Origin of the sequence: Georgenia sp. EYE_87 (assembly GCF_023148685.1) — a bacterium.
In the GTDB taxonomy this organism is placed as follows: Bacteria; Actinomycetota; Actinomycetes; order Actinomycetales; family Actinomycetaceae; genus Georgenia.
The window spans coordinates 1-24622 of record NZ_JAHXNL010000011.1; the positions used below are offsets into that span (position 1 = coordinate 1).

The 24622-nt window shown below is 73.8% G+C and carries 24 protein-coding genes, 1 tRNA gene and 1 riboswitch; of the genes, 11 read left to right on the top strand and 14 right to left on the bottom strand.

Translation table 11 applies throughout. The features are described from left to right. The coding region (locus tag KZX45_RS14885; protein WP_248257835.1) for a hypothetical protein at nucleotides 1–188 on the top strand (188 nt) is incomplete at its 5' end. 85 nt (nucleotides 189–273) lie between these two features. On the opposite strand, the gene KZX45_RS14890 is transcribed toward KZX45_RS14885, so the two are convergent. The 3 genes from KZX45_RS14890 to KZX45_RS14900 form a co-directional block, all read right to left on the bottom strand. Then, on the bottom strand, nucleotides 274–645 hold the full coding sequence (locus KZX45_RS14890) for an MBL fold metallo-hydrolase RNA specificity domain-containing protein (protein WP_374112596.1): 372 nt from the start codon (nucleotides 643–645) through the stop codon (nucleotides 274–276). Then, nucleotides 534–1658 carry an MBL fold metallo-hydrolase gene (locus KZX45_RS14895; protein ID WP_248258542.1) on the bottom strand — a complete coding sequence of 375 codons (1125 nt, stop codon included), beginning with the start codon at nucleotides 1656–1658 and terminating at the stop codon, nucleotides 534–536. The genes KZX45_RS14890 and KZX45_RS14895 overlap by 112 nt, the downstream gene beginning before the upstream one ends. 199 nt (nucleotides 1659–1857) lie before the next feature. After that, a tRNA-Ser gene (locus tag KZX45_RS14900) sits at nucleotides 1858–1946 on the bottom strand. A 181-nt stretch (nucleotides 1947–2127) separates the two neighbouring features. On the opposite strand from KZX45_RS14900, the gene KZX45_RS14905 reads away from it, so the two are divergent. Beyond that, the gene (locus tag KZX45_RS14905) at nucleotides 2128–2703 is read left to right on the top strand and encodes a protoglobin domain-containing protein (RefSeq protein WP_248258543.1); all 576 of its coding nucleotides are present in this window, start codon (nucleotides 2128–2130) and stop codon (nucleotides 2701–2703) included. Between the two features lie 34 nt (nucleotides 2704–2737). On the opposite strand, the gene KZX45_RS14910 is transcribed toward KZX45_RS14905, so the two are convergent. Both KZX45_RS14910 and KZX45_RS14915 read right to left on the bottom strand, forming a co-directional pair. Next, nucleotides 2738–3913: an FAD-dependent oxidoreductase gene (locus KZX45_RS14910; protein ID WP_248258544.1), complete on the bottom strand. Its 1176-nt coding sequence runs from the start codon at nucleotides 3911–3913 to the stop codon at nucleotides 2738–2740. Between the two features lie 25 nt (nucleotides 3914–3938). After that, nucleotides 3939–4388, bottom strand: a complete 450-nt coding sequence (locus KZX45_RS14915) for a hypothetical protein (RefSeq protein WP_248258545.1) — start codon at nucleotides 4386–4388, stop codon at nucleotides 3939–3941. A 260-nt stretch (nucleotides 4389–4648) separates the two neighbouring features. Between KZX45_RS14915 and KZX45_RS14920 the strand changes: the two genes are divergently transcribed. Beyond that, the gene (locus tag KZX45_RS14920; RefSeq protein ID WP_248258641.1) at nucleotides 4649–5464 is read left to right on the top strand and encodes a Sir2 family NAD-dependent protein deacetylase; all 816 of its coding nucleotides are present in this window, start codon (nucleotides 4649–4651) and stop codon (nucleotides 5462–5464) included. Between the two features lie 6 nt (nucleotides 5465–5470). Here KZX45_RS14920 and KZX45_RS14925 read toward each other — a convergent pair whose 3' ends face one another. The 3 genes from KZX45_RS14925 to KZX45_RS14935 all read right to left on the bottom strand — a co-directional run bounded on the left by KZX45_RS14925 (nucleotide 5471) and on the right by KZX45_RS14935 (nucleotide 7549). Then, complete coding sequence (locus tag KZX45_RS14925) at nucleotides 5471–6625, bottom strand: cytochrome P450 (protein WP_248258546.1); 1155 nt, start codon at nucleotides 6623–6625, stop codon at nucleotides 5471–5473. Nucleotides 6626–6712: 87 nt separating this feature from the next. Beyond that, on the bottom strand, nucleotides 6713–6979 hold the full coding sequence (locus KZX45_RS14930; RefSeq protein WP_248258547.1) for an acylphosphatase: 267 nt from the start codon (nucleotides 6977–6979) through the stop codon (nucleotides 6713–6715). 81 nt (nucleotides 6980–7060) lie between these two features. Continuing rightward, nucleotides 7061–7549 carry a nucleoside deaminase gene (locus KZX45_RS14935; protein ID WP_248258548.1) on the bottom strand — a complete coding sequence of 163 codons (489 nt, stop codon included), beginning with the start codon at nucleotides 7547–7549 and terminating at the stop codon, nucleotides 7061–7063. A gap of 59 nt (nucleotides 7550–7608) precedes the next feature. Here KZX45_RS14935 and upp point away from each other — a divergent pair, with 59 nt between their 5' ends. After that, on the top strand, nucleotides 7609–8247 hold the full coding sequence (upp, locus tag KZX45_RS14940) for a uracil phosphoribosyltransferase (protein ID WP_248258549.1): 639 nt from the start codon (nucleotides 7609–7611) through the stop codon (nucleotides 8245–8247). A 4-nt stretch (nucleotides 8248–8251) separates the two neighbouring features. Here upp and KZX45_RS14945 read toward each other — a convergent pair whose 3' ends face one another. Together KZX45_RS14945 and KZX45_RS14950 are read right to left on the bottom strand one after the other, a co-directional pair. Continuing rightward, nucleotides 8252–8953: a TRIC cation channel family protein gene (locus tag KZX45_RS14945; RefSeq protein ID WP_248258550.1), complete on the bottom strand. Its 702-nt coding sequence runs from the start codon at nucleotides 8951–8953 to the stop codon at nucleotides 8252–8254. A gap of 56 nt (nucleotides 8954–9009) precedes the next feature. Continuing rightward, the gene (locus KZX45_RS14950; RefSeq protein WP_248258551.1) at nucleotides 9010–10335 is read right to left on the bottom strand and encodes an O-succinylhomoserine sulfhydrylase; all 1326 of its coding nucleotides are present in this window, start codon (nucleotides 10333–10335) and stop codon (nucleotides 9010–9012) included. A gap of 8 nt (nucleotides 10336–10343) precedes the next feature. After that, nucleotides 10344–10438, bottom strand: a riboswitch (SAM riboswitch). A gap of 151 nt (nucleotides 10439–10589) precedes the next feature. Here KZX45_RS14950 and KZX45_RS14955 point away from each other — a divergent pair. Next, a complete protein-coding gene (locus KZX45_RS14955) occupies nucleotides 10590–11618 on the top strand; it encodes an alpha/beta hydrolase (RefSeq protein ID WP_248258552.1) in 1029 nt (342 codons plus the stop codon). 109 nt (nucleotides 11619–11727) lie between these two features. Here KZX45_RS14955 and KZX45_RS14960 read toward each other — a convergent pair whose 3' ends face one another. The 3 genes from KZX45_RS14960 to KZX45_RS14970 all read right to left on the bottom strand — a co-directional run bounded on the left by KZX45_RS14960 (nucleotide 11728) and on the right by KZX45_RS14970 (nucleotide 14568). After that, complete coding sequence (locus KZX45_RS14960; protein ID WP_248258553.1) at nucleotides 11728–13470, bottom strand: MFS transporter; 1743 nt, start codon at nucleotides 13468–13470, stop codon at nucleotides 11728–11730. Beyond that, nucleotides 13467–13970 (bottom strand): MarR family winged helix-turn-helix transcriptional regulator, encoded by a 504-nt coding sequence (locus KZX45_RS14965; RefSeq protein ID WP_248258554.1) that lies wholly within the window; start codon nucleotides 13968–13970, stop codon nucleotides 13467–13469. Before KZX45_RS14965 ends, KZX45_RS14960 begins: the two co-directional genes overlap by 4 nt. A 79-nt stretch (nucleotides 13971–14049) precedes the next feature. After that, nucleotides 14050–14568, bottom strand: a complete 519-nt coding sequence (locus KZX45_RS14970; RefSeq protein WP_248258555.1) for a DinB family protein — start codon at nucleotides 14566–14568, stop codon at nucleotides 14050–14052. 62 nt (nucleotides 14569–14630) lie between these two features. Between KZX45_RS14970 and moeB the strand changes: the two genes are divergently transcribed. Genes moeB through KZX45_RS14990 form a run of 4 tightly spaced genes read left to right on the top strand, consistent with a single transcriptional unit; the run spans nucleotide 14631 to nucleotide 18285 of the window. Beyond that, nucleotides 14631–15851, top strand: a complete 1221-nt coding sequence (moeB, locus tag KZX45_RS14975) for a molybdopterin-synthase adenylyltransferase MoeB (protein ID WP_248258556.1) — start codon at nucleotides 14631–14633, stop codon at nucleotides 15849–15851. A 52-nt stretch (nucleotides 15852–15903) separates the two neighbouring features. Next, nucleotides 15904–17187 carry a gephyrin-like molybdotransferase Glp gene (glp, locus tag KZX45_RS14980; RefSeq protein ID WP_248258557.1) on the top strand — a complete coding sequence of 428 codons (1284 nt, stop codon included), beginning with the start codon at nucleotides 15904–15906 and terminating at the stop codon, nucleotides 17185–17187. A 5-nt stretch (nucleotides 17188–17192) separates the two neighbouring features. Further along, on the top strand, nucleotides 17193–17663 hold the full coding sequence (moaC, locus tag KZX45_RS14985; protein WP_248258642.1) for a cyclic pyranopterin monophosphate synthase MoaC: 471 nt from the start codon (nucleotides 17193–17195) through the stop codon (nucleotides 17661–17663). A 4-nt stretch (nucleotides 17664–17667) separates the two neighbouring features. Beyond that, complete coding sequence (locus KZX45_RS14990; protein ID WP_248258558.1) at nucleotides 17668–18285, top strand: molybdenum cofactor guanylyltransferase; 618 nt, start codon at nucleotides 17668–17670, stop codon at nucleotides 18283–18285. 10 nt (nucleotides 18286–18295) lie between these two features. On the opposite strand, the gene KZX45_RS14995 is transcribed toward KZX45_RS14990, so the two are convergent. Further along, complete coding sequence (locus KZX45_RS14995) at nucleotides 18296–18778, bottom strand: MogA/MoaB family molybdenum cofactor biosynthesis protein (RefSeq protein ID WP_248258643.1); 483 nt, start codon at nucleotides 18776–18778, stop codon at nucleotides 18296–18298. Nucleotides 18779–19549: 771 nt separating this feature from the next. Here KZX45_RS14995 and KZX45_RS15000 point away from each other — a divergent pair. Beyond that, nucleotides 19550–20779 carry a nitrate/nitrite transporter gene (locus KZX45_RS15000; protein WP_248258559.1) on the top strand — a complete coding sequence of 410 codons (1230 nt, stop codon included), beginning with the start codon at nucleotides 19550–19552 and terminating at the stop codon, nucleotides 20777–20779. 51 nt (nucleotides 20780–20830) lie between these two features. Next, nucleotides 20831–24610, top strand: coding sequence for a nitrate reductase subunit alpha (locus tag KZX45_RS15005; protein ID WP_248258560.1), 3780 nt, complete (start codon nucleotides 20831–20833; stop codon nucleotides 24608–24610). Nucleotides 24611–24622: the final 12 nt, after the last annotated feature.

Below are 24622 nucleotides of genomic sequence, written 5' to 3' on the forward strand. Positions count from 1 at the left end.
TCACCAAGACCGTCGGCGCCTTCGCCGTCACCCAGCCCGAGCCCGGCATCTTCGTCTGGCTCACCCCCTCCGGCCACACCTACCGCCGCGAACGCAACGGCACCGTCACCCTCCTCGCCGTCCGCCCACCCCACCACGGCCGACCCGAACCCCTCCACGACGAACGCGACGACCCACCACCCTTCTGACGAACGCCGAGGATGGTCCGATCGGCATCGTCGAACGCCTGCGGCAGGAAAGCCCCCTCGAGGTGAGACACCTGCACAAGGCCCATCAGCCGACCCGAACCCGCTCACCGAGGCGCGGGACCACGACCGTCCAGTCAAGCTCGTCGCGCACCCGCTGGGCCAACGCTTCCGAGGCCTCGGGCTCACCATGCACGACGTACAACGCCTCCGGCGCCGCCGGCAGAGCCCGGAGCCACTGCATCAGCTCGTCGGCGTCCGCATGGACGGAGAACTCCTCGTCCTGCACTATCTCCGCCCGCACCGGCACGTACCGCCCGTGCATCTTGATCTCGTGCGCACCGTCGATCAGCGCTCGCCCCCGGGTGCCTGCCGCCTGGTATCCCGTGAGGACCACGGCGTTACGACGGTCGGGGAGAAGGTGCCGCAGGTGGTGCACCACTCGTCCGCCGGTCGCCATGCCGGATGCCGGATGATGATGCAGGGCATCCGTGGGTTGTTGAGGCGCATGGACTCCTCGGAGGTACGGGCCGCCTCGAGGTGCGAAAGGTGAACAAGCTCGGGTGCCACGTCATCGCGCAGCTCGGGCCGCAGCTCCGGCCTCCGGTAGACGTCGAGGGCGGCGAGCGCCATCGGACTGTCGACGAACACCGGGACCTCGGGGATTCGCCGGTCGCGCATCAGGTCGGAGAGCACGAGGAGTACCAGCTCCGTGCGGTCCACCGCGAACGCCGGGATCAGCACCGACCCCCCGCGTCCCACCGTCCGGCGGATGACGTCGGCGAGCGCCTCATGCGGCTCCCCCTCGGGAGCAGGATGGGTGCGGTCGCCATAGGTGGACTCCATCACGACGGTCGCCGCGGCCGGCGGGACCGCACGAGCCCGGAGCAATGGGTGCGACGGCCGCCCGAGGTCGCCCGAGAAGAGCACCTCCGCGCCGCCCAGGCGGACGGTCACGCTCGCTGAACCGAGCACGTGACCGGCCCGGGTCAGTCGCACACCCACCCCGCCGGCCAGCTCGGCGTCGTCGTCGAAGCGGAGGGTGCGGAACTGCCGGATGGCCTCCTCGGCGTCGGCCACCGTGTAGAGCGGCAGCGGCGGGTCGTGCCGCGAGTACTCACCCTTACGGGCGTCCTCCGCGTCGCGCTCCTGGAGCTGCGCGCTGTCGCGGAGGACGATCTCGGTGAGCGCCTGGGTGCCCGCGCTCATCCAGATCGGACCGTCGTACCCCTGGCGCACGAGCGCCGGCAGGTAACCGCTGTGGTCCAGGTGGCAGTGAGTGAGCATCACGTGGGCGAGGCCGGCGGCCTCGAGAGACGGGGGCTCCCAGTTCTGGCGGCGCCACCGGCGCTCCCTCTGGAAGAGCCCGCAGTCGACCATCGCCCGAGTGCCCTCGTGCTCGAGGAGGAACTTGCTACCGGTGACCGTCTCGGTACCGCCGAGGAAGGTGAGGGTCGTGTGCCCGCCGCTCATGCCTTCACGGTCGGCCGCCGACTCCCTAGCGGCAAGAGCGGAAGGTCCCGGAGGAGCCCGGGAGGAGCCCGGCGCCCGAGCCCCGACCTGCCCTGGCGGGCACCGGAGACGACGAAGTGTCCGCAGTCGACGAAGGGCCCCGCAGACGACGAAGGGCCCCGCAGACGACGAAGGGCCCCGGATCCCGGGGCCCCTCGGCTGGCGGTAGCGGTGGGATTTGAACCCACGGAGGCTGTTAACCTCACACGCTTTCGAGGCGTGCTCCTTAGGCCGCTCGGACACGCTACCTCGCCGGACGATGCTACCGGTCGGCGTCGTCACGGCCCAAACCGGCCGGAGTGTGACCCGTCACCCCGCTACTGGCGGCGCACCGGTCGACCCACCCACTGCTCCCCCGGCCGCCGGTCTTCCGTCGCCCGCGCACCGGGCGTACCGTCCGACCCAAGGACGTCCTGCTCAAGGAGGAGACATGACGACCATCTCGGGTTACGACTACGAGACCGCCACCGCGTCACCCGTGTCCGTCGAGGAGCTCGACCTGCTCAAGGCGAGCGTGCTGTTCGGCCCGGCGGACGAGGCCGCGCTCCGCACGGCCGGGGAGGTGCTCGCCGACCAGGTGGAGGACGTGCTCGACGTCTGGTACGGCTTCGTCGGCGCCCATCACCACCTGCTCGCGCAGTTCTCCGGGCCCGACGGCGAGCCGATCAGCAGGTACCTCAGCGCGGTGAGGGGCCGGTTCGGGCAGTGGATCCGCGACACCTGCGAGCGGCCGTGGGACGAGCAGTGGCTCGCCTACCAGCACGAGATCGGGCTGCGGCACACCCCGTACAAGAAGAACCGCACCGACCGCGTCGAGTCGACGACCCACGTGCCGCTGCGCTACCTCATCGCGCTCATCTATCCGATCACGGCGACGGTGCGGCCGTTCCTGGAGAACTCCGGGCGCCCTCCGGAGGAGATCGACGCGATGCACGACGCCTGGCGCAAGGCCGTCATCCTCCAGGTGGCGCTCTGGTCGCGGCCGTACGCGCCCGGCCCCTGGTGAGGTAGGGAGCGGCAGGGCCGCCGCGCCCCGCCGCTCACCGCCCGAGCACGTGCTCCCGCAGCTCCGCCCCGCCGGCGAAGCGCGCCAGGGAGAAGGTCGCGACGTCGTCGTCCGGGGTGGCGCCCTCCGCGAGGTCGGCGAGGACGATCCCCATGAGTGCGGAGAACTTGAAGCCCTCGCCGGAGTCCCCGCACGCCACGACGACGCCGCCCGGGAGCCGGTCGATCACGAACCGGCCGTCGGGCGACATCGTCCACGAGCACACCTGGGCGTCCAGCGCGCGGGGCGTCAGCGCCCGCAGGTCGCGTCGCACGCGCTCGACGACCAGCTCGGTCAGGGTCTGGTCGGGCGTCCGGTCCTCGTCCCCGGGCAGCAGCTCGCGCACCGGCCTGTCCAGCCCGAGCTTGTAGCCCACACCGGGCGTGGGCATCGCGTAGATCCCCGGCTCGTCCGCGCCGCCGTCTCCGCCGCCCTCGTCGCCCGCACCCGGCCGAGGACCGTCGAACAGGCACGGCAGCGCGTCCGCCGCGCCCGGGTCCGCCGGGTCGCCCACGTGCACCACCTGCTCCAGCCGTGGGCGTAGCGGCAGCTCGACGCCGAGCGTGGCCAGCAGCGGCTGCGCGCCGGGCCCCGGCGCGAGGACCACGACGTCGCCCGCGAACGTTCTCCCGTCGGCACAGACCACCTCCGCGCCGTGCGTGGTCGTGCGCACCTCCCGCACCTCGACCCCGGTCTCGACCGCACCCCCGCCCGCCTCGAGCAGCCCGGCCTGGGCGCGCATCGACGCTGCGGCCAGGACGGGCCCGGCGTCCTCCTGCCAGACCGCCCCGCGACCGTCCGGACGCAGTCCGGGGAAGTACCGTGCGACGTCGTCCGCGGCCACCACCTCGTGCGGGACGTCCTCGGCCCCGAGCGCCGAGACCACTCCGGGAATGCTTGAGTCGTCGCGCCAGAGCAGGCCGCGGCGCAGGAACACCTCGGCTCCCGAGCGGCTCGCCAGCCGCTCCATCGCCTCGACGCTGCGCCGCGCGAGGCGCACGCGGACCCGGTCCGGGTGGGTCAGCCGCCAGATGCGCGTCGGACCGGAGGACGAGGCGAGCGGGTTCGCGATCCCGTACCGGTCCAGCAGCACCACGTCGTGCCCGCGGCCGGCCAGCTCAGCCGCCGCCGGCAGCCCCCACGCCCCGGCTCCCACCACGATGCACCGCATGCGGGCGAGAGTAGTCGGTGCCGGTTCAGAAGCCCTGGGTCAGCTCGCGCCAGGACCGCAGCAGGGGGCGAAGATCCTCGTCGAACAGGCGGACGGCCTCGCCCTCGACGCGCTCGGCGTCGTCCTCGTCGAAGTCGTCGGCGGTGACGATCGAGTGCACCAGCTCGCGCACCTGGTTCTCGCGAGCGAGGTAGACCTGCGGCTGCTTCGCCGGGTCGCCGCCGAACCGGACGAACGCCCACCAGCCGTCGGGGAAGACGGTCGGGGGACGGCGCGCGTACGCCCACGGCACCAGCCAGCCGGCCGAGTCGGTGACCGTCACCCGGATCCGCCGGTGCTCCCCCGCCTGGTTGAGGATCTCGATGAGGTCCTCGTCCTCGGCCATCCAGGTCACGTCCACACCGGCGAGGTAGGAGGTCACGACGTCACGTCCGCGTGCGTAAAGGTCCTCCGGCGCCTTGCGCTCCGTGTCCATGACAGGACGGTAAAACGCCGCGCGGTGGCGCACCAGCGCGCGCGCCGACACGGGCCGCGCGGGTTCGCGCGCCGACGTAGCCTGGGGTGGTGAACGAGCCCGACGAGCACGTGCGCCTGCCGCGGCACGGCCACCACAGCGTGGCCGAGCTGTTCCCGCAGAGCCATACGGAGACGACGCCGCGCCTCGTCATCAAGCCCGCCCCCGTCGCACCGCCCGCGGCCGTCCGGGTCCCCGACCCGGACGACGTCGGAGCCGCCCTGGCGCCGCTGGTCGACGTTCTCGCCGGGCGCCGGGTCGCGGCGCTGACCGGCGCCGGCCTGTCCACCGACTCCGGCATCCCCGACTACCGCTCCCCCGGGTCGCCGCCGCGCCACCCGATGACGCACCAGCAGTTCGTCTCGTCCCCCGCCTTCCGCCGGCACTACTGGGCCCGGAACCACCTCGGCTGGCGCCACCTCCTCGCCGCGCGCCCGAACGCCGGCCACGCCGCGCTCGCACGCCTGGAGCACGCCGGTGTCGTCACCGGGCTGGTCACGCAGAACATCGACCTGCTCCACCTGCGTGCGGGCTCACGCCGCCTCGTCCACCTGCACGGCCGGTACGACCGCGTGGTGTGCCTGAGCTGCGCGGCGGTGGTGCCCCGGTCCGAGCACGACGCCGCGCTGGTGGCCCTGAACCCGCACTGGCGCGAGCGCTTCCAGCACGTGGCCGACCTCGAGATCGCCCCGGACGCCGACGTCATCCTCGACTCCACCGCCGACTTCCGGGTCGCGGACTGCCCCCGTTGCGGCGGCATCCTCAAGCCGGACGTCGTGTTCTTCGGCGACAACACGCCGCGCGCACGGGTCGAGGAGGCTTACGCGATCGTGGACGACGCCGAGGCGCTCCTCGTCGCGGGCTCCTCCCTCGCCGTGATGAGCGGCCTGCGCTTCGTCCGCCGCGCGCACAAGGCCGGCAAGCCGGTCGCCGTCGTCAACCGGGGGCCGACGCGCGGGGACGAGCTGGCCACGGTGCGCGTGCACGTGGGCACCAGCGAGGCGCTGCCCGTGCTGGCGCGCGAGCTGGGCGCCTAGCTCAGCTCAGCGGATCCGCAGCGGCAGGCGCGAGAAACCGCTGCCCGGGTACTGCGCGCGCACCGGGCGGGCGTCCTCGGCCGGCTCGATCGCCGCCGCCCCGGCCAACAGCTCCTCCAGCACCAGGCGCAGCTCCAGACGGGCGAGCGGGGCACCGGGGCAGTAGTGGATCCCGGCGCCGTACAGCAGGTTCTGCGCCGGGTCGCGGTCGAGGCGGAACTCGTCGGGGTTCCCGAAGACCCTCTCGTCGCGGTTGGCCGACGCCCACAGCACCATGACGCGCTCCCCGGCGGGGATCTCCTGGCCGGCGATCGTCACGGCGCGCGTGGTGCGGCGCCGGTTGGCGATCAGCGGGGCGTTGATGCGCAGGATCTCGTCGCTCGCGCGCTCCAGGTCCGCCGGCTGCTCACGGAGCTGCTGCTGGACGCGCGGGTGGGTGGCGAGGAACTCGGCCATGATGCCGACGCTGGCGGCGATGGTGCCCAGCTCGCCGACCGTCCAGTTGCGCACGATCGAGACGATCTCCTCGTCGGTGAGCCGCCGACCGTCGACCGTCTCCCGCAGCAGCGCGGTGGTGGCGTCGTCGGGGGCGTCCGCCCCGGCGGCCCGGCGCTCGTCGAGCTGCTTTCGGATGTAGCCGTCGAACTCCACGGCGACGGCGGACATCGCCTCCCGGTCCATGGCGAGGGTGGCCTCGTGGTTCTTCCTCGTCCACAGCCGCAGCGGCTCGTGGAGCCGCTCGGGCCAGCCCATGAAGGCGCACTGGACGCGGTTCGCGAAGGGCTCGGCGAGCTCCGCCATGACCTCGACGTCGACGCCGCGCGGCAGCGCCTCGACCAGCTCACGGGTGATCCGCCGGCAGGTGGGCTCGAACGCCGCCATGCGCTCCGGCGTGTAGTACCGGTCGACGATCTGCCGGTACCTCGTGTGCTCGGGCGGGTCCATCCCGTTAGGCACCGAGACGTGGTGGGACACCGCGTTGGAGTAGGTCTCGTGGTCCTCGAGGATCCCCACGACGTCCTCGTGGCGGAAGACGGTCCAGTTCCCGTACGGGCTGCGGGCCACAGGGCACCTCGCCCGCATCTTGTCGTACGCGGCGATCTGGTCGGACAGCACCTCCGGGGACCGCGGGTCCCAGTCGATGCGCTGCGTCTCGTCCACGGCACTTCCTCACCCGGCGCGTTCGGCACACGTCGATCAATTTTCACGGGGCGGTCCGATATTACGCCCGGGCCCCGCCGGTCGACGTCAGTAGCTCGTGAAGCCGCCCAGCCCCTCGGGCTCCTCCTCGTGCACCTCGACCCGGGCGACGTCGGCGTGCCGGGGCCCCTGGCGGGCCCACTCGATCAGGGACTCGACGGCGGACTCGGCCCCCTCCGCGACGGCCTCGACCGTGCCGTCGTCCCTGTTGCGGACCCAGCCGCTGACGCCGAGGCGCTCCGCGACCATCTCGCAGGAGTACCGGTACCCCACGCCCTGCACCCGGCCGTGGACGACGATGCGACGGCGGATCATGGGGCCAGTCTGGCGCGGGCACCCCGCCGCGGCCACCGTGGGGATCGCGCGGCGCAGCTCGGCGGCCGCGCCGGGCCCTCGTCAGCGGAGCTCGCCGAAGAACTCCCGCAGCAGCGCGGCGCTCTCCTCGCCGCGCGGCCCGGCGACCACCTCGACCCGGTGGTTCAGGCGGGAGTCACGCACGACGTCGCGCACCGATCCCGTCGCGCCCGCCTTGGGGTCCCAGGCGCCGAGGACCACCCGGTCCAGGCGCGCCAGCACGATCGCGCCCGCGCACATCGTGCACGGCTCGAGCGTGACGACCAGGGTGCACCCCTCCAGCCGCCACGTCCCCAGCGCGGCGGCCGCCTCCCGCAGGGCGAGGATCTCGGCGTGCGCGGTGGGGTCGCCGTCGGCCTCGCGGCGGTTCCGGCCCCGCCCGACGACGGAATCGCCGGGTCCGAGGACGACGGCGCCGACCGGGACGTCGCCGTCGCCGACCGCCTCGCGGGCCAGCTCCAGGGCGAGCCGCATAGCGGCGTCGAGGGCCGCGTCCGTCGGCGGCGCGGCACCCGGGCCCGTGGCGGTCATGGGAGCCATGATGGCGCACGCCGTGCGGCGGTCCGGGCGGCGGGCGGTACGTTGGGCGCATGCGCCTGCACGTCGCGGACCACCCGCTGATCGCCCACAAGCTGACCGTCATGCGCGACGAGAACACCGAGTCCCCGACGTTCCGGCTCCTCGTCGACGAGCTCGTCACCCTGCTGGCCTACGAGGCCACGCGCGACGTGCGGGTGACCCAGATCCAGGTGACCACCCCGGTGGCGACCACGACCGGCACCCACCTCGCCGCGCCCCGCCCGATCGTCGTCCCGATCCTGCGGGCCGGCCTGGGCATGCTCGAGGGCATGACCCGGCTGCTCCCGACCGCGGAGGTGGGCTTCCTCGGGCTGCAGCGCGACGAGAAGACCTACGAGGCGATCACCTACGCCAACCGGCTGCCGGACGACCTCTCGGGCCGCCAGTGCTTCGTGCTCGACCCGATGCTCGCCACCGGCCACACCCTCGTCGCGGCGATCGACTACCTCCTGGAGAAGGGCGCGCGGGACGTCACCGCCATCTGCCTGCTCGCCGCGCCGGAGGGCCTGCGCACGCTGGACGAGGCCATCGGCGAGCGCGGCGACGTCACCATCGTCACGGCCGCCGTCGACGAGCGGCTCAACGAGCACAAGTACATCGTCCCGGGGCTGGGCGACGCGGGCGACCGCCTCTACGGCGTCGTCGACTGACGGCTCACCCCCGGTCACCGGGCGGGCGCCGCCGCCACCGCAGCCGCGGGACGGGAAGCCGCACCGCCTCCGCGTCGGGAAGGGTCCAGCGCCGCCAGTGCGCGAGGATGCTCAGCCCGGCGCCCACCACGATGCCGGTCACCATCCCCGCCGTCTCCTGGCCCTCGGAGTACAGCGCGATCATCGCCAGGCTGGCGAACACCGCGGACGTCGCGTAGAGCGTGTTGCCGCCGAAGATGGTGGGCACCTGCCCGACGACGACGTCGCGGATCATGCCCCCGCCCACCGCCGTCGTCACCCCGAGCAGCACCGCCGGGAGCACGCCCAGGCCCGCGGCGAGCGCCTTGGCCGCCCCGGTGGCCGCCCAGCACCCGAGCGCGATGCCGTCCGCCACCAGGAAGGTCCGGTTCCACCACCGCCCGCCCAGCGGGACGAAGAAGGCGACGACGGCGCCCACCAGGGCGGTGCCGAGGTAAGCCGGATCCGTCAGGGCCACGGGCGGGCCCGCCTGCAGCAGGGTGTCGCGCAGCATGCCGCCGCCCAGCCCGGAGACGATCGCCAGGATCGCGAACCCCACCAGGTCGAACCGGCGCTGGCGCGCGATCGTGCCGCCCAGCACGCCGTTGAGGAGCACGCCGGTGAGGTCGATCGCCCGGAACACGTCCGGGAGGAGGTCCCCCAGCTGCCCTGTCACGTCCGCGGCCACACCCGATCCTCGCGCCCGCCCTGGCGGGCGGGCAACGGGGGCGCGCCGCGCGCGTCTCAGCCGGCGGCGGCCGGCACGGGCGCCCGCGCGCCCCGCACGCCGCGGAAGACGGCGAGCGCGGCGTCCAGGTCCTCCCGGAGGTCCTCGACGTCCTCGAGCCCCACGGAGAACCGCACGGTCGTCGGCACGATCCCGAGCGCGTCGCGCGTGACCGGGTCGACCCGGCGGTGCGTCGTCGTCGCCGGGTGCGTGACCATCGACTTCGCGTCCCCCAGGTTGTTGGAGATGTCCACCACGCGCAGGGCGTCGAGGAACGCGAAGGTGCGCTCGACGTCGGCCCGGGCGGCCGGGTCCGCGCTGGCGAGCCCGGAGCCGTCGAGGGTGAAGGTGACGACCGTCCCGCCCCCGCTCATCTGTGCCCGCGCGAGGTCGTGCTGCGGGTGGGAGGCCAGGAACGGGTAGCGCACCGAGGCCACGCCCGGCTGCTGCTCCAGCCACCGCGCCAGCTCAAGCGCCGTGGCCGTCTGGGCGCGGACCCGCAGGGGCAGCGTCTCCAGCCCCTTGGCCAGCACCCAGGCGTTGAACGGCGCGAGGTTGGGACCGGTGCTGCGGATCAGCGACTGCACGGGCCCGCGCACGAGCTCGCGCGTGCCCAGGATCGCCCCGCCCATGACCCGGCCCTGGCCGTCGATGTGCTTCGTCGCGGAGTAGACGACGACGTCGGCGCCGAGCTCGAGCGGCCGCTGCAGCACCGGGGTGGCGAAGACGTTGTCCACGATGACCGTCGCGCCGGCGGCGTGCGCGAGGCGGGCGATCGCGGGCAGGTCGAGGACGTCCTGCATCGGGTTCGACGGTGACTCGAGGAAGACGACGTCGGCGGGGGTGGCGAGCGCCGCGGCCCACTGGTCGAGGTCGGTGCCGGTGACGTAGTCGGTCCGCACTCCCCACCGCGCCAGGATGTCGTCGAAGACGCACAGCGTGGAGCCGAACAGCTCCCGGGCCGCCACGACGCGCGAGCCGCTGCTCACCAGCGCCGCGAGCGCGGTGAAGACGGCGGACATGCCGGTCGACGTCGCGTAGCAGTCCTCGGCGCCCTCGATCAGGGCGAGGCGCTCCTCGAAGGTGGTGACGGTGGGGTTGGTGTAGCGCGAGTAGGTGTAGCGCTCGATCTCCTCCGCGAACGCCGCCTCCGCCTCGGCGGCACGGTCGTAGACGAAACCCTGGGTGAGGTAGAGCGCCTCGGAGGTCTCCTGGAACGCGCTGCGGTACTGCCCGCCGCGCACCGCGAGGGTGCCGGGGCGCAGACCCGCCGGGTCGACCGCGGGCCGCGGCAGGTCCGGCGGACAGAAGGGCTCGGACGGACAGGCAGGCAGGTCGGACATGTCGCGCTCCTCCATCGGGCCTGGCGGAAGCACCCTCCCCACACGGAGTGGGAGGTTGCTGCAGCGTCGTCGAGCCAGATCTCTCGGCTGCTCTGGATGGTGTGCGGCGATCGTAGGGCGCCGCGCGGGCACGCCGGGCCCGCGCCCGGCTCATGGCCGCATGCTGAGACCGGGGCACCGACGCGTCCGGCTGCCGGACCGCTGCCCGCGGCGGCGGCCGACCGCGCGGGAGGTCGGACTGACATGATCGGGGCATGAGCCACGACGCCCAGCCCGCTCTGACCGCTCGGCACGCAGCCGCGCCCCCGCCCGTCGTCGAGGACGACCTGCTGGGGCCACCGTGGGTGACGCGCACGATCCCGCTCGGCGACCGTCTCGACGGCGGGGAGGAGCCCGGCGCCCCGGACGTCGCGACGCTCGTGCACCAGAGGGACGCCGGCTCCGCGCCCCGCGCCGTGCTCTACCTGCCCGGGTTCGTCGACTACTTCTTCCAGGCCGAGCACGCCCAGGCGTGGATCGACGCCGGCTACGACTTCTACGGCCTCGACCTGCGCCGCTCCGGCCGCTCGACCAACGGGCACCCGCGCCCGGACGACGTCCGTGACCTCCGCGTCCAGGACGAGGAGATCGGCAAGGCGCTCGCGATCATCCAGGAGGGTGGCCCGCGCCCGGTGGTCCTCCTCGGTCACTCGACCGGCGGCCTGCAGGCGGTGCTCTGGGCGGCCGACCACCCTGGCAGCGTGGACGCCGTCGTCCTCAACTCCCCCTGGCTGGACCTCAACTCCGGCTGGTTCACCCGCGTCCCGGTCACCGAGCTCGTCGACAAGCTCGGGGCCTGGCTCCCCAGCCTCCCGGTCGGCTCGCTCAACCAGGCCTACGGCCGGTACCTGCACAACGGCTCCGGCGGCGACTGGGAGTACGAGCTCGCGCTGAAGCCCCACGAGGGCTTCCCCGCGCGCGCCGGGTTCATCCGGACGGTGCGCCGCGCGCAGGCGGAGATCGGCCGCGGGCTCGAGGTCTCCGTGCCGGTGCTGCTGTGCTGCTCGACGCGGTCCGGGCACCGCAAGCACCCCGGGCCGGCGGACCTGTCGACCTCCGACGTCGTCCTCGACGTGCGCCAGATGATCAGCCGGGCGCCGATGATCGGGGAGGACGTCACCATCCTCCAGGTGCCCGGCGGCGTCCACGACCTCGCGCTCTCGCCCCAGCCGGGCCGGGAGTACTACACGCGCAGCGCGATCGAGTGGGCGGACGCCCGCCTCGGCGTCGACGGCGGAGCCTGAGCGGGCGGCTGCTCAGGTCTGACCAGGCCCAGGTCTGGCTCTCACCGCCGACGTCCGACCGTGCCGGCGAGGTCTGACGCTCAGGACCCTGAGCAGGTCCCGGCAGACCTCAGCGACCGACCCGCGCCAGGTCCGACGAAGGCCCGGCTCCGTCGTCGCCCACGGTGCGTGCGCGCTTGCCGCTCCGGTCCACCATCGCCGTCGTGGCCGGCGTGGCGTCCCCGGGTGCCGCCGTCGTCCCGGGACCGGCGTCGGCCTCGATGACCTCGCGGGCGCTCGCCGGGACCTCCCAGGTGCTGCGGAGCTCGGTGCCGCGCATGAACGCCACGGCGACCAGCCCGGCCACCGCGATCAGCGCGGCCCCGGCGAAGACCAGGCCGATGCCGTCGCCGTATGCCTCGCGCACCACCTGGGCCATCTCCGCCGGCAGCGCCGAGAGGTCGAGCGAGGCGGTCGAGGAGTCGAGCTCGGTCACGTCGATGCCGCGCTCCGCGTACCCGGCGAGGGTCAGCGAGGTGACCCGGGCCGCGTAGACCGCGCCGAGCACCTGGATGCCGACCGCGCCGCCGAGGCTGCGGAAGAACGTCACGGTCGAGGTGGCGGCGCCGACGTTGCCGATCTCCACGGTGTTCTGCACCGCCAGCACCAGGTTCTGCATGGACGCGCCGAGGCCCAGGCCCGCGATGAGCAGGTAGAGACTCACCGCCCACAGCGGGGTCGTCCCGCCGACGGTGGCCATCAGGCCCATGCCCGCGGCGAGCAGGGCGATGCCGCCGACGACGTACGGCTTCCACCGCCCGCTCCGCGTGACCAGGTTCCCCGACACCGTGGAGGAGATCAGCAGGCCGCCCATGAGCGGCAGACCCAGCCAGCCGGCGATCGTCGGGCTGTACGCGCGGCCGATCTGGAAGTACTGGCCCAGGAAGATCATCGTCCCGAACATCGCGGTGCCGACGGCGAGGCTCGCCACGACCGCCAGCGCCGTGGTCCGCTCGGTGAGGATGTGCAGCGGCACCACCGGCTCGCTGACGCGGCGCTCGACCAGGACGAACGCCAGAGCGGCGACGACGGCGCCGGCGAGCATGGCCGCCGTCTGCCAGGACATCCATGCGAAGGCGTGGTTGGCGAACGAGACCCAGATGAGCAGCAGCGTGGCGGACAGCGAGATGAGGGCGGCGCCGGACCAGTCGACCTTCGCCCCCGGACGGCCCTTGCCGGGCACCTGGAGGTTCTTCGCGAGCACGGCGAACGCGGCCGCCACGAAGGGGATGGCCACCCAGAAGCACCAGCGCCAGCCGAGCCACGGGATGTCCACGATGAGGCCGCCCACGAGGGGGCCGGACACCGTCGCCAGGGCGATGACGGCGCCCATGTAGCCGTTGTACCGGCCGCGCTGCCGCGGCGGGATGATCGTGGCGATGATGATCTGCGTGAGCACCATGTTGGCGCCCATGCCGATGCCCTGGATCACCCGGACCGCGATGAGCATGCCGGCCGAGGTCGACATGCCGGCGACCAGCGAGCCGAGCGCGAAGAGCGCGAGCGAGGCGAGCAGCAGCTTCTTCTTGTCGAAGAGGTCGGCGAGCTTCCCGGCGATCGGGGTCACCGCCGTCGAGGCCAGGATCGTCGAGGTGACGATCCAGGTGTACTGCTGCTGCGTCCCGCCGATCTCCCCCACGATCACCGGCAGCGCGTTGCCCACGATGGTGCCGGAGAGGTTGGCGACGAACATCCCGAGCAGCAGTCCGGTGAGCACCTTGAGGATCTGCCGGTGGTCCTCGTGGGCGAGCGCGGCCTGCTCCGGCGTCATGCCGGCGTAGGCCCGGCGCGAGGTCAGGTCCTTCTTCTTCACGCGTGATCCTTGGCTTCGGTGTCGGCCGGCGTGGGGCCGGAGAGCTTGGCGTAGACGACGGCGGAGGCGTCGGTCAGGTCCGCGAGGTCGTCGGCGAGGCGGCTGATCCGCTCGACCGGCCAGTCCTGCATGGACTCGACGACCGCCTGCAGGTGCAGGCGGCGCACCTCGCGGAGCTTCTCGCGCCCGGCGTCGGTGAGGGAGACGAGCGAGGCGCGCCCGTCGTCGGGGTCGGACCGGCGGGTGACCAGGCCCAGCTTCTCCAGGGCCGCCACCTGACGGCTGATCACCGAGGGATCGACCAGCTGGTGCGTGGCGAGGCCGGCCACGCGGCACTCCTGCTCACGGTGGAGGGCGAAGAGGAGCTGCACCTGCGCGCCCTGCATCCCGCAGGCCTGGGACACGAGCACGGCGGAGGTGCGGCTCCGGCGGACCAGCGAGCTGAGTGCATCGAGGACACGCTCGGAAGCCTCCGGCCGCGACGGGGAGGAATCGGACATTGCTCCACCGTACATCTACATGCACCATGCATCTAAATGGGAGGCGGTGCTCTCGGTCACCGTTCGTGACGGCCCGGGGTCAGCCGCGCACGTCGTGCAGGTGGTGCAGCACGTCGTGGACGAAGTACTGGCTCAGCGTGCGCACCGTGAACACCGACCCGTTGGACCGCAGCCCGGGACGCTCCCACGCGCTCTCGGGGACCGCCTCGAACGCGTCCGCGACGGCGGCGCCCGCACCCGCGAGCTCGCCCGCCACCACCGCGGGGTCCTGGTCGCGGTACCGGCCGGCGACGGCGGCGACGTCCTGGTCCCAGTCGGCGAAGGTCGGCCCGTCCTCCGCGAGCATGAGAACCAGGCGGCCCCGGAAGACCCCGAAGACGTCGCGCACGTGGGCGGCGTACTCCAGCGGTGACCACGTGCCCTCGTCGGGCCGCTCCGCGACGTCGCGACGGCGGAGCACCGCCTCCCAGCGCGGGATCGCCTCCCGCACCCGGGCAGCCACGGTGGCGGGCGTCTCCCCCGCGACCTCCGCGCCGCACTGCTCGCAGCGCCGCTGCAGCACCCAGGTCCAGTCCTTGGTGTCCGGTTCGATCGCCATGTCGCCTCCCCGCTGCGCCAGCCTGGGACCCTTGGCCCCGGCACGGACCCTACAGTGGGGCCATGCACACGTCCGCCATCGTGGAGCCCGGGCCGCCGCTGACCCGGGAGCAGGTCCAGCGGTACTCGCGGCACCTGCTGCTCGGTCAGCTCGGAGACGCCGGTCAGCGCCGGCTGCTCGCCGCCCGGGTGCTCGTCATGGGCGCCGGTGGTCTCGGCTCGCCGGTGCTGCAGTACCTCGCCGCCGCCGGGGTCGGGCACCTGACCGTCGTCGACGACGACGTCGTGGACGCCTCGAACCTCCAGCGCCAGGTCATCCACTCCACGGCCGACGTGGGCCGCCCCAAGGTCGAGTCCGCGGCCGCGCACGTCCGGGCGCTCAACCCGGACGTCGTGGTCACCGGCCACCACGTCCGCCTGGACGCGGCCAACGCGCGAGACCTCCTCGGCGGGCACGACCTCGTCATCGACGGCACCGACAACTTCCCCACCCGCTACCTCGTCAACGACGTCTGCGCCGAGCTCGGGATCCCCCTGGTCTGGGGGTCGATCCTGCGCTTCGACGCCCAGGTCTCCGTGTTCTGGTCCCGGCCCGGCGGCGACTCCCCCGGCGTGACGCTCCGCGACCTCTTCCCCACGCCGCCCCCGGAGGGCACGACGCCGTCGTGCGGCCAGGCCGGCGTGCTCGGCGCCATGTGCGGCCAGGTCGGCTCGATCATGGCCGCGGAGGCCGTCAAGCTGATCACCGGCGCCGGCGAGCCGCTGCTCGGCCGGGTGCTCGTGCTCGACGTGCTGGGCGCCCGCTGGAGCGAGCTGCCGGTGCGCCCGCGCCCGGGCACGCCAGCCGCGCCCAGCACCCCCGCGGAGCTCGGGTACGACCCGGCGCCGGGCGTCGCCCCGGCGGGCCAGGGCGACGAAGCCGCGGCTCTGCCGGCGATCTCGGTGCGGGCCCTGGCCGAGCGGCTGGGCGCCCGCGAGCGCGGCACCGACGACTTCGTCCTCCTCGACGTCCGCGAGGCGCCGGAGCGCGGCATCGTCGCGATCCCCGGCGCAGTGAGCCTGCCGCTCGCGGAGGTGCTCGCCGACCCGGAGGGCGTGGTGCACCGCCTCGACCTCGGCCGCCCCGGCGGCGTGGCCCGCGAGCTGCTGGTCCACTGCCGCAGCGGCCAGCGGTCTGCCCAGGCCGTCCACGCGCTGACCGACGCCGGCGCGCGCGCCGTGAACGTCGAGGGCGGCGTCCTGGCCTGGGTGGCGGACGTGGACCCGACGCTGCCGACGTACTGACCCGCCCGCCGCCCCAGCCCGGCGACCGCCGGCCGACCCGAGGAGAGACCGGATGATCACCGTCGAGGAGCACCGCGACGCGGTCCTGGCCGCCGTCCCGCGCCTCCCCGTGCGCGACGTCCCGCTCGCCGAGGCGCTCGGCTGCGTCCTGGCCGAGGACGTCACCGCCGTGCTCGCAGTCCCGCCGTTCGAGAACTCAGCGATGGACGGGTACGCGGTGCGCGCCGCGGACGTCGCCGGCGCCTCGGGGCAGGCCCCGGTGCGGCTGCGCGTCGTCGCGGACCTGCCCGCCGGGTCGGGCGAGCGCCCCGAGGTGCTCCCCGGCACCGCGGTGCGGATCATGACCGGCGCACCGGTGCCACCGGGCGCGGACGCCGTGGTCCCCGTCGAGCAGACGGACCAGCAGGCCGGGCCCGGCGCGGGCAGCGCCCTGCCCGAGGTGGTGGAGATCCGCTCCCCCGCCGCCCCCGGCGCCCACGTCCGCCGCGCGGGCGACGACGTCACCCCGGGCACCGTCGTCGTCCCGGCCGGGATCGAGCTGCGTCCCCGCGACCTCTCGACCGCCGCGTCCACCGGGCACGGCACCCTCCCGGTCCACCCCCGCGTGCGGCTCGGCGTGCTCTCCACGGGCTCCGAGCTGGTCGCCCCCGGCACCCCGCTCGCCCACGGGCAGATCCCGGACTCCAACTCCGTCCTGGTCGCGGCGCTGGCGGAGACGCTCGGCGCCACCGCCGTCCCGCTGGAGACCGTCGACGACGACCCGGCCACCCTGCGCCGTCGCCTCCAGGAGGCCCTGGGCCGGGTGGACGCGATCGTCACGACCGGCGGCGTCAGCGCCGGCGCCTACGACGTCGTCAAGGAGGTCCTCGCCCCGCTCGGCGAGGTGGCCTTCACCGCCGTCGCGATGCAGCCCGGCAAGCCGCAGGGCTTCGGGGTGCTGGACCACGACGGCCGCGGCGTGCCGATCTTCTGCCTGCCCGGGAACCCGGTGAGCGTGTTCGTCAGCTTCGTCGTCTTCGTCGAGCCCGCGCTGCGGGTCATGGCCGGCCGCGGCACGACGGCGCAGCCGCAGACTCTGCAGCCCCTCCTCGTCGACGCGACGGTGGCCGCGGGCTGGCGCTGCCCGGCGGGGCGGCGCCAGTACATGCCCGTCGTGCTCGACGACCGCACCGACGACGACGGCACGCTCGTCCTGCTCGCCAGTCCCGCCTCCCCGGGCGGGTCGGGCTCCCATCTCGTGGCCTCTCTCGCGGAGGCGGACGGCCTGGCGATCGTCGACGCCGACGTCGAGGCCGTCGCGGAGGGGGACGTCGTCACCGTCATGATGGTGCCGTGAGCGAGATCCGCCTGACCCACCTGGACGACGCCGGGCACGCCCGGATGGTCGACGTCACCGCCAAGCAGCCGACCGTGCGCGAGGCTGTCGCCCGCGGCGAGGTCCGCTGCAGCGAGGCGGTGATGACCGCCCTGCGCGAGGGAACCGTCCCCAAGGGCGACGTGCTGGCCGTCGCCCGCATCGCCGGGATCGCGGCCGCCAAGCGCACGCCCGAGCTGCTGCCGCTGGCCCACACCATCGGCGTCCACGGCGCCACGGTGGATCTCGAGCTCGCCGAGGACCGCGTGGTGATCACCGCGACCGTGCGCACCGCCGACCGCACCGGCGTGGAGATGGAGGCGCTCACGGCAGTCTCGGTCGCCGCCCTGGCCGTGGTGGACATGGTCAAGGGCGTGGACCGCTCGGCCGAGATCACGGGTGTGAGGGTGATCGCCAAGTCCGGCGGCCGCTCCGGCGACTGGCGCCGGCCGGACTGACGCCATGACGACGGCGGAGCGGGGCGGCGGGACGACGTTCGACGCCGTCGTGCTCGCCGGCGGCACCGGGCGCCGGCTCGGCGGCGCGTCCAAGCCGGACGTGCTGCTCGCGGGCCGCCGCCTGCTCGACCACGCCCTGGCCGCCACCGAGAGCGCGGGCCGGGTGGTCGTCGTCGCCCCGGAGGACGTCGCGGTGCCGCCCGGCGTCGTGCGCACCCTCGAGGACCCGCCGCTCGGCGGGCCGGTGGCCGGGGTGGCCGCGGGCCTGGCTGCGCTCGACGCGGCGCCGGGCCGGCCGGCGCCACTGCTGCTCGTGCTGGCGTGCGACGTCCCGCGCGCGGCCAGCGCCGTGCCGCGCCTGCTGCGGGCCGCGGCCGGGGACGGCCCGGGCGGGACGGGGCGCGACGGCGCGGCCCTGACCGACGCGACCGGCCGCCCCCAGTGGCTCACCGCCGTCTACCGCACCGCCACGTTGCGCGCGCGGCTGCGGGCGCTGGCACCTGCCGGGGCGTCGGTGCGCGAGCTGGTGTCCGGGATGGACCTCGCCTCGGTCACCGCCGCGGGCGAGGAGGCGGCGGACGTCGACACCTGGCACGACCTCGCCGCCCTCGAGGAGCGCTGACGGCGAGCGGTCAGACCGGCAGGGCGCGCCCGTGGTCGCCGCCGGCGAGCTGGTCGAGCACGTGGGGCACCAGCGGGCCGAGCACCGCCAGCGCGTCGCGGACCGCACCCGGCGAGCCGGGCGCGTTGACCACGAGGGCCTCCCCGTCCCGGCCGGCGGCGATGCCCGCGAGGCCGCGGGAGAGGACGGCGGCCGGCACGGTGGCGGCGCCGCGGGCGCGGATCGCCTCGGCGAGGCCGGGCAGCTCGCGCGCCAGCAGGTCGCGGGTGCCCTCCGGGGTGAGGTCGCGCGGCGAGACGCCCGTCCCGCCGGTGGTCAGCACCACGCGCGCGCCCCCCGCGAGGGCCGCCCGCAGCGCGCCGCGCACTGACTCGACCCCGTCGGGCACCACCACCACGTCCGCGCGCACGCCGACCCTGGCGAGGAGCTCCGCGGCCAGCGGGCCGGAGCGGTCCTCCGCCTCGCCGCGGGCGCACCGGTCCGACACGGTGATCACGGCGCCGGTGGCGGGCGGCCGGCCCGCCCCGCCTGCGCGGTCCTCGCGGCCGGTCACATGCTCGGTCAGGGCGGCGTCCTCGGCGGGCGTGTGCGGTTCCGGCTGGCTCACCACGTCACCGTAGCGACCCTGGTCGGTGACGTGCCCGGACCACGACCCATGCCTCACAGCCCACGGCCTCACGGCCCAGCGCCAGCGCGCTCGACCGCCAGCCGTCCTGTGACACTCCCAGCCGGCACGAAGCGGCCACAGGCGCACAGACCCAACTGGAGAAGAAGACCAGAATTCAATATATCGACGTCGAGATTCCCCTGGCCGTCGCGTCTCCCCTGCAGCACCTCGCGCAATCAGCACCGGAAATCGCCGCGGACGCTGGCGAGAACGCGCGCTCGTCGGCAAAGCACCGGGATTGAACGATCCGTCACGGCACGGCCCAGCACCGCGCGGCCGACCACCACGGGGGCAGCACGACGGCCCGCGCCACCGGGCGATCGGACGGCACGTCGGGCTACCGGCACCACGGTGATCTGCGGCGATCCGCTTCGCGGCCGATCTCAGCCGAACCTGGACGGCGCAGTCTCCACCGTGGCAATGCCGTGAAATCCGGAAAGCCGCACGCTGGCGCGGAATGATTTACGTCAGCCTCCTCTTGCCTATTCCGCCGACATTCCCGACGCCTTTCTCCGCACTGTCGCCGACGGTTCACTCCGTGCATAATCGGCCGCACCGGGCCCCGCAAAGGGCACCAGTCAAGCCGGGAGTCGCCGCATGACGTCGCCACAGCCCCACGACCGCACCGCGTCCGCGCCCGGTCGAGGTGGGCCGCAGAACCGCATGCTCCTCCTGGCCACCACCGGCTTCCTCGTCAACTTCTGGGCCTGGGCGCTCATCGGCCCGCTCGGCGCCACCTACGGCGAGGACTTCGCGCTGAGCCCCTTCCAGGTGTCCGTCATCGTCGCGGTGCCGGTCATCGTCGGCTCGGTCGGGCGCATCCCGGTGGGCGCCCTGACCGACCGTTTCGGCGCCCGGGTGATGTTCCCGGCGGTGAGCCTCCTGACGATCGTGCCGGTGCTGTTCACCGGCCTGGTGGCGCGCAACTTCGCCATGCTGATCCTGGGCGGGTTCTTCCTGGGACTGGGCGGGACCGCGTTCGCCATCGGGGTGCCGTTCGTCAACCGCTGGTTCGCCCCGGAGAACCGCGGGACCGCGCTCGGGATCTTCGGGATGGGCACCGCGGGCACCGCCGTCGCCTCCTTCACCACGGTCGGGATCGCGGAGGCCTTCGGCCGTCCCGCACCGTTCGTCCTCGTCGCGGTGCTGCTCGCGATCTACGCCGTCGTGGCCCGCGCCCTCGTGCGGGACGCGCCGGGCCTCACCGCCCCCGCGGGCTCCCTGCTCGCACGCACCGTGGCGACGCTGAAGGTGCGCGCCACCTTGCAGCTCGCCCTGATCTACGCGCTCGGCTTCGGCGGCTTCGTCGCCTTCAGCGTCTACCTGCCCGCCTACCTCGTGAACGCCTACGGCCTCGACCGCGCCGACGCCGCGCTGCGCACCGCCGGGTTCGTGGTGCTCGCCGTCGTCGCCCGGCCGGTCGGCGGCTGGCTCTCGGACCGGTTCCACCCGATCCCGGTGCTCGTCGTCAACTTCGTCGTCACCGCCGCGATGGCCGTCCTCGCCGCGCTCGAGCTCGAGCTGCTGCCCGCCGGCACGGTGGCGTTCCTGACCATGGCGGTCATGCTCGGCTCCGCCTCCGGCGCGTGCTTCGCCCTCGTGGCCCGGCTCGCCCCGGCCGACAAGGTCGGCTCCGTCACCGGCATCGTCGGCGCGGCCGGCGGCCTCGGTGGGTTCTTCCCCCCGCTGGTCATGGGCGCGGTCTACACCCAGACCGGGAGCTACTTCTTCGGCCTGATCCTGCTCGCCATCACCGCCCTCGCGCTCGCCGCGTTCTGCTGGTGGCCCGTCCGCCGCGCCGAGGCGGCCCGGCCCGCGACCGCCTGACCCCACCGCCCGACCCTCCCTGTCGTACCGCCCTCCACGGAAGGACCCACCATGACGGCCACCCGGCCCGACGGAACGCCCGCCACCCGCGAGAGCTCGCCCGAGGACGCCCTGCTCAGGCTGGGCACCTTCCTCCGCCGGGGCAAAGCCTCGCCGGACCTGCGCCAGCTCTTCCTCAGCGGCGGGCGCGAGGGCGACGCGTTCTACCGCGACCGCTGGTCGCACGACAAGGTGGTCCGCTCCACCCACGGGGTCAACTGCACCGGCTCCTGCTCGTGGAAGGTCTACGTCAAGGACGGGATCATCACCTGGGAGACCCAGCAGACCGACTACCCCTCCACCGGCCCGAACTCCCCCGAGTACGAGCCCCGCGGCTGCCCGCGGGGCGCGGCGTTCTCCTGGTACACCTACTCCCCCACCCGGATCCGCTACCCCTACGTGCGGGCCACGCTGCTCAACCTCTACCGCGAGGCGAGGTCCCGCCTGGGCGACCCGGTCGAGGCGTGGGCGGACGTCGTCGAGGACCCCGAGCGGGCCCGGCAGTACAAGGCGGCCCGCGGCAAGGGCGGCCTGGTGCGCACCACGTGGGAGGAGACCGAGGAGCTCATCGCGGCGGCGCACGTCTACACCACCCAGCAGTACGGGCCGGACCGCCTGGCGGGCTTCACCCCGATCCCGGCGATGTCGCAGGTCTCCTACGGCGCCGGGTCCCGGTTCTACTCGCTCATGGGCGGCCACATGCTGTCCTTCTACGACTGGTACGCGGACCTCCCGGTCGCGTCCCCGCAGGTCTTCGGCGACCAGACCGACGTCCCCGAGTCCGCCGACTGGTTCAACGCCGGCTACCTGGTCATGTGGGGCTCGAACATCCCGGTCACCCGCACCCCGGACGCGCACTTCATGACCGAGGCCCGCTACCACGGGCAGAAGGTCGTCGCGATCTCCCCCGACTACGCCGACAACACCAAGTTCGCCGACGAGTGGCTCTCCGTCCACCCCGGCACCGACGGCGCCCTCGCGATGGCCATGGGCCACGTGATCCTCAGCGAGTTCCACGTCCGCGACCGAACGCCGCGCTTCCTCGAGTACATGAAGCGCTACACCGACTCCCCGTTCCTGGTGGGCCTGGAGGAGCGCGACGGCGCCTACGTGCCCGGCAAGTTCCTCACCGCCGCGGACCTCGCCGACGACCCCGAGCACGGCCGCCTGGCCCGCGCCGAGAACCCGGCCTTCCGCACCGTCCTCCTGGACGACGCCGGCACCCCGGTGGTCCCGAACGGCACCCTGGGCGACCGGTTCGGCCCCGAGGGCGCCGGGCGGTGGAACCTCGACCTCGGCGACGTCGACCCCGTCCTGACCCTCGCGGACCTGGCCGGCTCCGAGGGCGTCCCGGTCGACCTGCCCCGCTTCGACGTCCCGCCGACCACCGCCGACGGCGAGGTCGGCGCGCACACCGGCGGCTCCGGCGTCGTGCGCCGCGGGGTCCCGGCCCGGCGGGTGGGCGGCCACCTGGTCACCACCGTCTACGACCTGCTGCTCGCCCGGTACGGCGTCGAACGTGAGGGCCTGCCCGGCAGCTGGCCGGCCGGCTACGAGGACGCCTCCGCCCCCGGCACCCCGGCCTGGCAGGAGGAGCTCACCGGCGTCCCGGCCGCGGCCGCGATCCGCGTCGGGCGGGAGTTCGCGCACAACGCCGTCGTCTCGAACGGCCGGTCGATGATCATCATGGGCGCCGGCGTCAACCACTACTTCCACGCCGACACCATCTACCGGGCGATGCTCGCGCTGACCACCATGACCGGGTGCCAGGGCGTCAACGGCGGCGGCTGGGCGCACTACGTGGGCCAGGAGAAGGTCCGGCCCATCACCGGCTTCCAGCAGTACGCCTTCGCCCTGGACTGGCAGCGCCCGGCCCGGCAGATGACGGCGACGTCGTTCTGGTATCTGGCCACCGACCAGTGGCGCTACGACGGGCTGCCGGCCGACACCCTCGCCTCCCCGCTCGCCCGGGGCGACTTCGCCGGGCGGACCACGGCGGACACCCTCGTCGAGGCCGTCAAGCGGGGCTGGACCCCGAGCTTCCCGACCTTCAACCGCAACCCGCTGCTCATCACCCAGGAGGCGGCGCAGGCGGGCAAGGAGGTCCCGCAGCACATCGTCGACGAGCTCACGGCCGGCAACCTCCGCTACGCCGTCGAGGACCCGGACGCCCCCGAGAACTTCCCCCGGGTGCTGACCGTGTGGCGCTCGAACCTGCTCGGCTCCTCCGCCAAGGGCAACGAGTACTTCCTCAAGCACCTGCTCGGCACGGACGCCTCGGTCCGGGCGCCGGAGTCCCCGCCCGGGCGGCGGCCGCGGGACATGGTCTGGCGGGAGGAGGCCCCGCAGGGCAAGCTCGACCTGCTGACGACCATCGACTTCCGGATGACCTCGACGACGCTCTTCTCCGACGTCGTCCTGCCGGCGGCCACCTGGTACGAGAAGTACGACCTGTCCAGCACGGACATGCACCCCTTCGTGCACGCCTTCACCCCGGCGATCGACCCGCCGTGGCAGACCCGGTCCGACTTCACGATCTTCCAGGGCCTGGCCAGGCGGGTCGCCGAGCTCAGCGCCGGCCACCTCGGCGTGCACCGGGACGTCGTCGCCGCGCCGCTCGCCCACGACACCCCGGACGAGCTGGCGACCCCGCACGGGGCGGTCGCCGCGATGGACCAGCTGCCGCCCACCCCCGGCGTGACGATGCCCAAGCTGATCGTGATCGAGCGGGACTACCCGAACCTCGCGGCCAAGTTCGACGCGCTCGGGCCGCTGCCCGACACGCTGGGCATGATCACCAAGGGCGTGAAGTTCGACCCCGCCGAGGAGGTCCAGGCCCTCGGCGAGCGGAACGGCCGGGCACGCTCCGGCGTCGCCGCGGGTCGGCCGCTGCTGGACAAGGACACCAAGGCCTGCGAGATGATCCTGGCCTTCTCGGGCACCACGAACGGCCGGCTGGCCACCCAGGGCTTCGAGTTCCTCGAGAAGCGCACCGGGACGGAGCTCGCGGACCTCTCCCGCGACCACGCCGGCACCCGGATCACCTTCGCCGACACCCAGCACCAGCCGCAGCCGGTGGTCACGTCCCCGGAGTGGTCCGGCTCCGAGCACGGCGGACGGCGGTACTCGGCCTTCGTGGTCAACGTCGAGCGGCTCAAGCCCTGGCACACCCTCACCGGGCGCCAGCACTTCTACCTCGACCACGACTGGATGAGCGAGCTCGGCGAGAACCTCCCGGTCTTCCGGCCCCCGCTGGACATGCACCGCCTCTTCGGCGACGCGATCCCCGGGGACACCTCCCCCACCGGTGCGCCCGGCTCGGAGGGCTACGCGGAGGTGGCGGTGCGCTACCTGACCCCGCACTCGAAGTGGTCCATCCACTCCGAGTACCAGGACAACCTGTTCATGCTCTCGCTCTCCCGCGGCGGCCCGAACATCTGGATGTCCCCGCGGGACGCCGCGAAGATCGGCGTGAAGGACAACGAGTGGATCGAGGCGTACAACCGCAACGGCGTGGTGGTGGCCCGCGCCGTGGTCTCCCACCGCATGCCCGAGGGCACGGTGTACATGCACCACGCAACCGACCGCGTCATCGACGTCCCGGTCGCGGAGACCTCCGGGAACCGCGGGGGCATCCACAACTCCCTGACCCGGGTGCTGCTCAAGCCGAGCCACCTGGTGGGCGGCTACGCACAGCTGTCCTACGCGTTCAACTACATCGGCCCGACCGGCAACCAGCGTGACGAGGTCACCGTCATCCGCCGCCGCAGCCAGGAGGTGCAGTACCGATGACCGAACAGGGGA

Excerpts from the sequence above, each read along its gene's own strand:
- KZX45_RS14890 (WP_374112596.1), bottom strand. The coding sequence starts at position 645 with ATGGCGACCGGCGGACGAGTGGTGCACCACCTGCGGCACCTTCTCCCC.
- KZX45_RS14895 (WP_248258542.1), bottom strand. The coding sequence starts at position 1,658 with ATGAGCGGCGGGCACACGACCCTCACCTTCCTCGGCGGTACCGAGACG.
- KZX45_RS14905 (WP_248258543.1), top strand. The coding sequence starts at position 2,128 with ATGACGACCATCTCGGGTTACGACTACGAGACCGCCACCGCGTCACCC.
- KZX45_RS14910 (WP_248258544.1), bottom strand. The coding sequence starts at position 3,913 with ATGCGGTGCATCGTGGTGGGAGCCGGGGCGTGGGGGCTGCCGGCGGCG.
- KZX45_RS14915 (WP_248258545.1), bottom strand. The coding sequence starts at position 4,388 with ATGGACACGGAGCGCAAGGCGCCGGAGGACCTTTACGCACGCGGACGT.
- KZX45_RS14930 (WP_248258547.1), bottom strand. The coding sequence starts at position 6,979 with ATGATCCGCCGTCGCATCGTCGTCCACGGCCGGGTGCAGGGCGTGGGG.
- KZX45_RS14935 (WP_248258548.1), bottom strand. The coding sequence starts at position 7,549 with ATGACCGCCACGGGCCCGGGTGCCGCGCCGCCGACGGACGCGGCCCTC.
- upp (WP_248258549.1), top strand. The coding sequence starts at position 7,609 with ATGCGCCTGCACGTCGCGGACCACCCGCTGATCGCCCACAAGCTGACC.
- KZX45_RS14950 (WP_248258551.1), bottom strand. The coding sequence starts at position 10,335 with ATGTCCGACCTGCCTGCCTGTCCGTCCGAGCCCTTCTGTCCGCCGGAC.
- KZX45_RS14955 (WP_248258552.1), top strand. The coding sequence starts at position 10,590 with ATGAGCCACGACGCCCAGCCCGCTCTGACCGCTCGGCACGCAGCCGCG.
- KZX45_RS14965 (WP_248258554.1), bottom strand. The coding sequence starts at position 13,970 with ATGTCCGATTCCTCCCCGTCGCGGCCGGAGGCTTCCGAGCGTGTCCTC.
- KZX45_RS14970 (WP_248258555.1), bottom strand. The coding sequence starts at position 14,568 with ATGGCGATCGAACCGGACACCAAGGACTGGACCTGGGTGCTGCAGCGG.
- moeB (WP_248258556.1), top strand. The coding sequence starts at position 14,631 with ATGCACACGTCCGCCATCGTGGAGCCCGGGCCGCCGCTGACCCGGGAG.
- glp (WP_248258557.1), top strand. The coding sequence starts at position 15,904 with ATGATCACCGTCGAGGAGCACCGCGACGCGGTCCTGGCCGCCGTCCCG.
- KZX45_RS14990 (WP_248258558.1), top strand. The coding sequence starts at position 17,668 with ATGACGACGGCGGAGCGGGGCGGCGGGACGACGTTCGACGCCGTCGTG.
- KZX45_RS15000 (WP_248258559.1), top strand. The coding sequence starts at position 19,550 with ATGACGTCGCCACAGCCCCACGACCGCACCGCGTCCGCGCCCGGTCGA.
- KZX45_RS15005 (WP_248258560.1), top strand. The coding sequence starts at position 20,831 with ATGACGGCCACCCGGCCCGACGGAACGCCCGCCACCCGCGAGAGCTCG.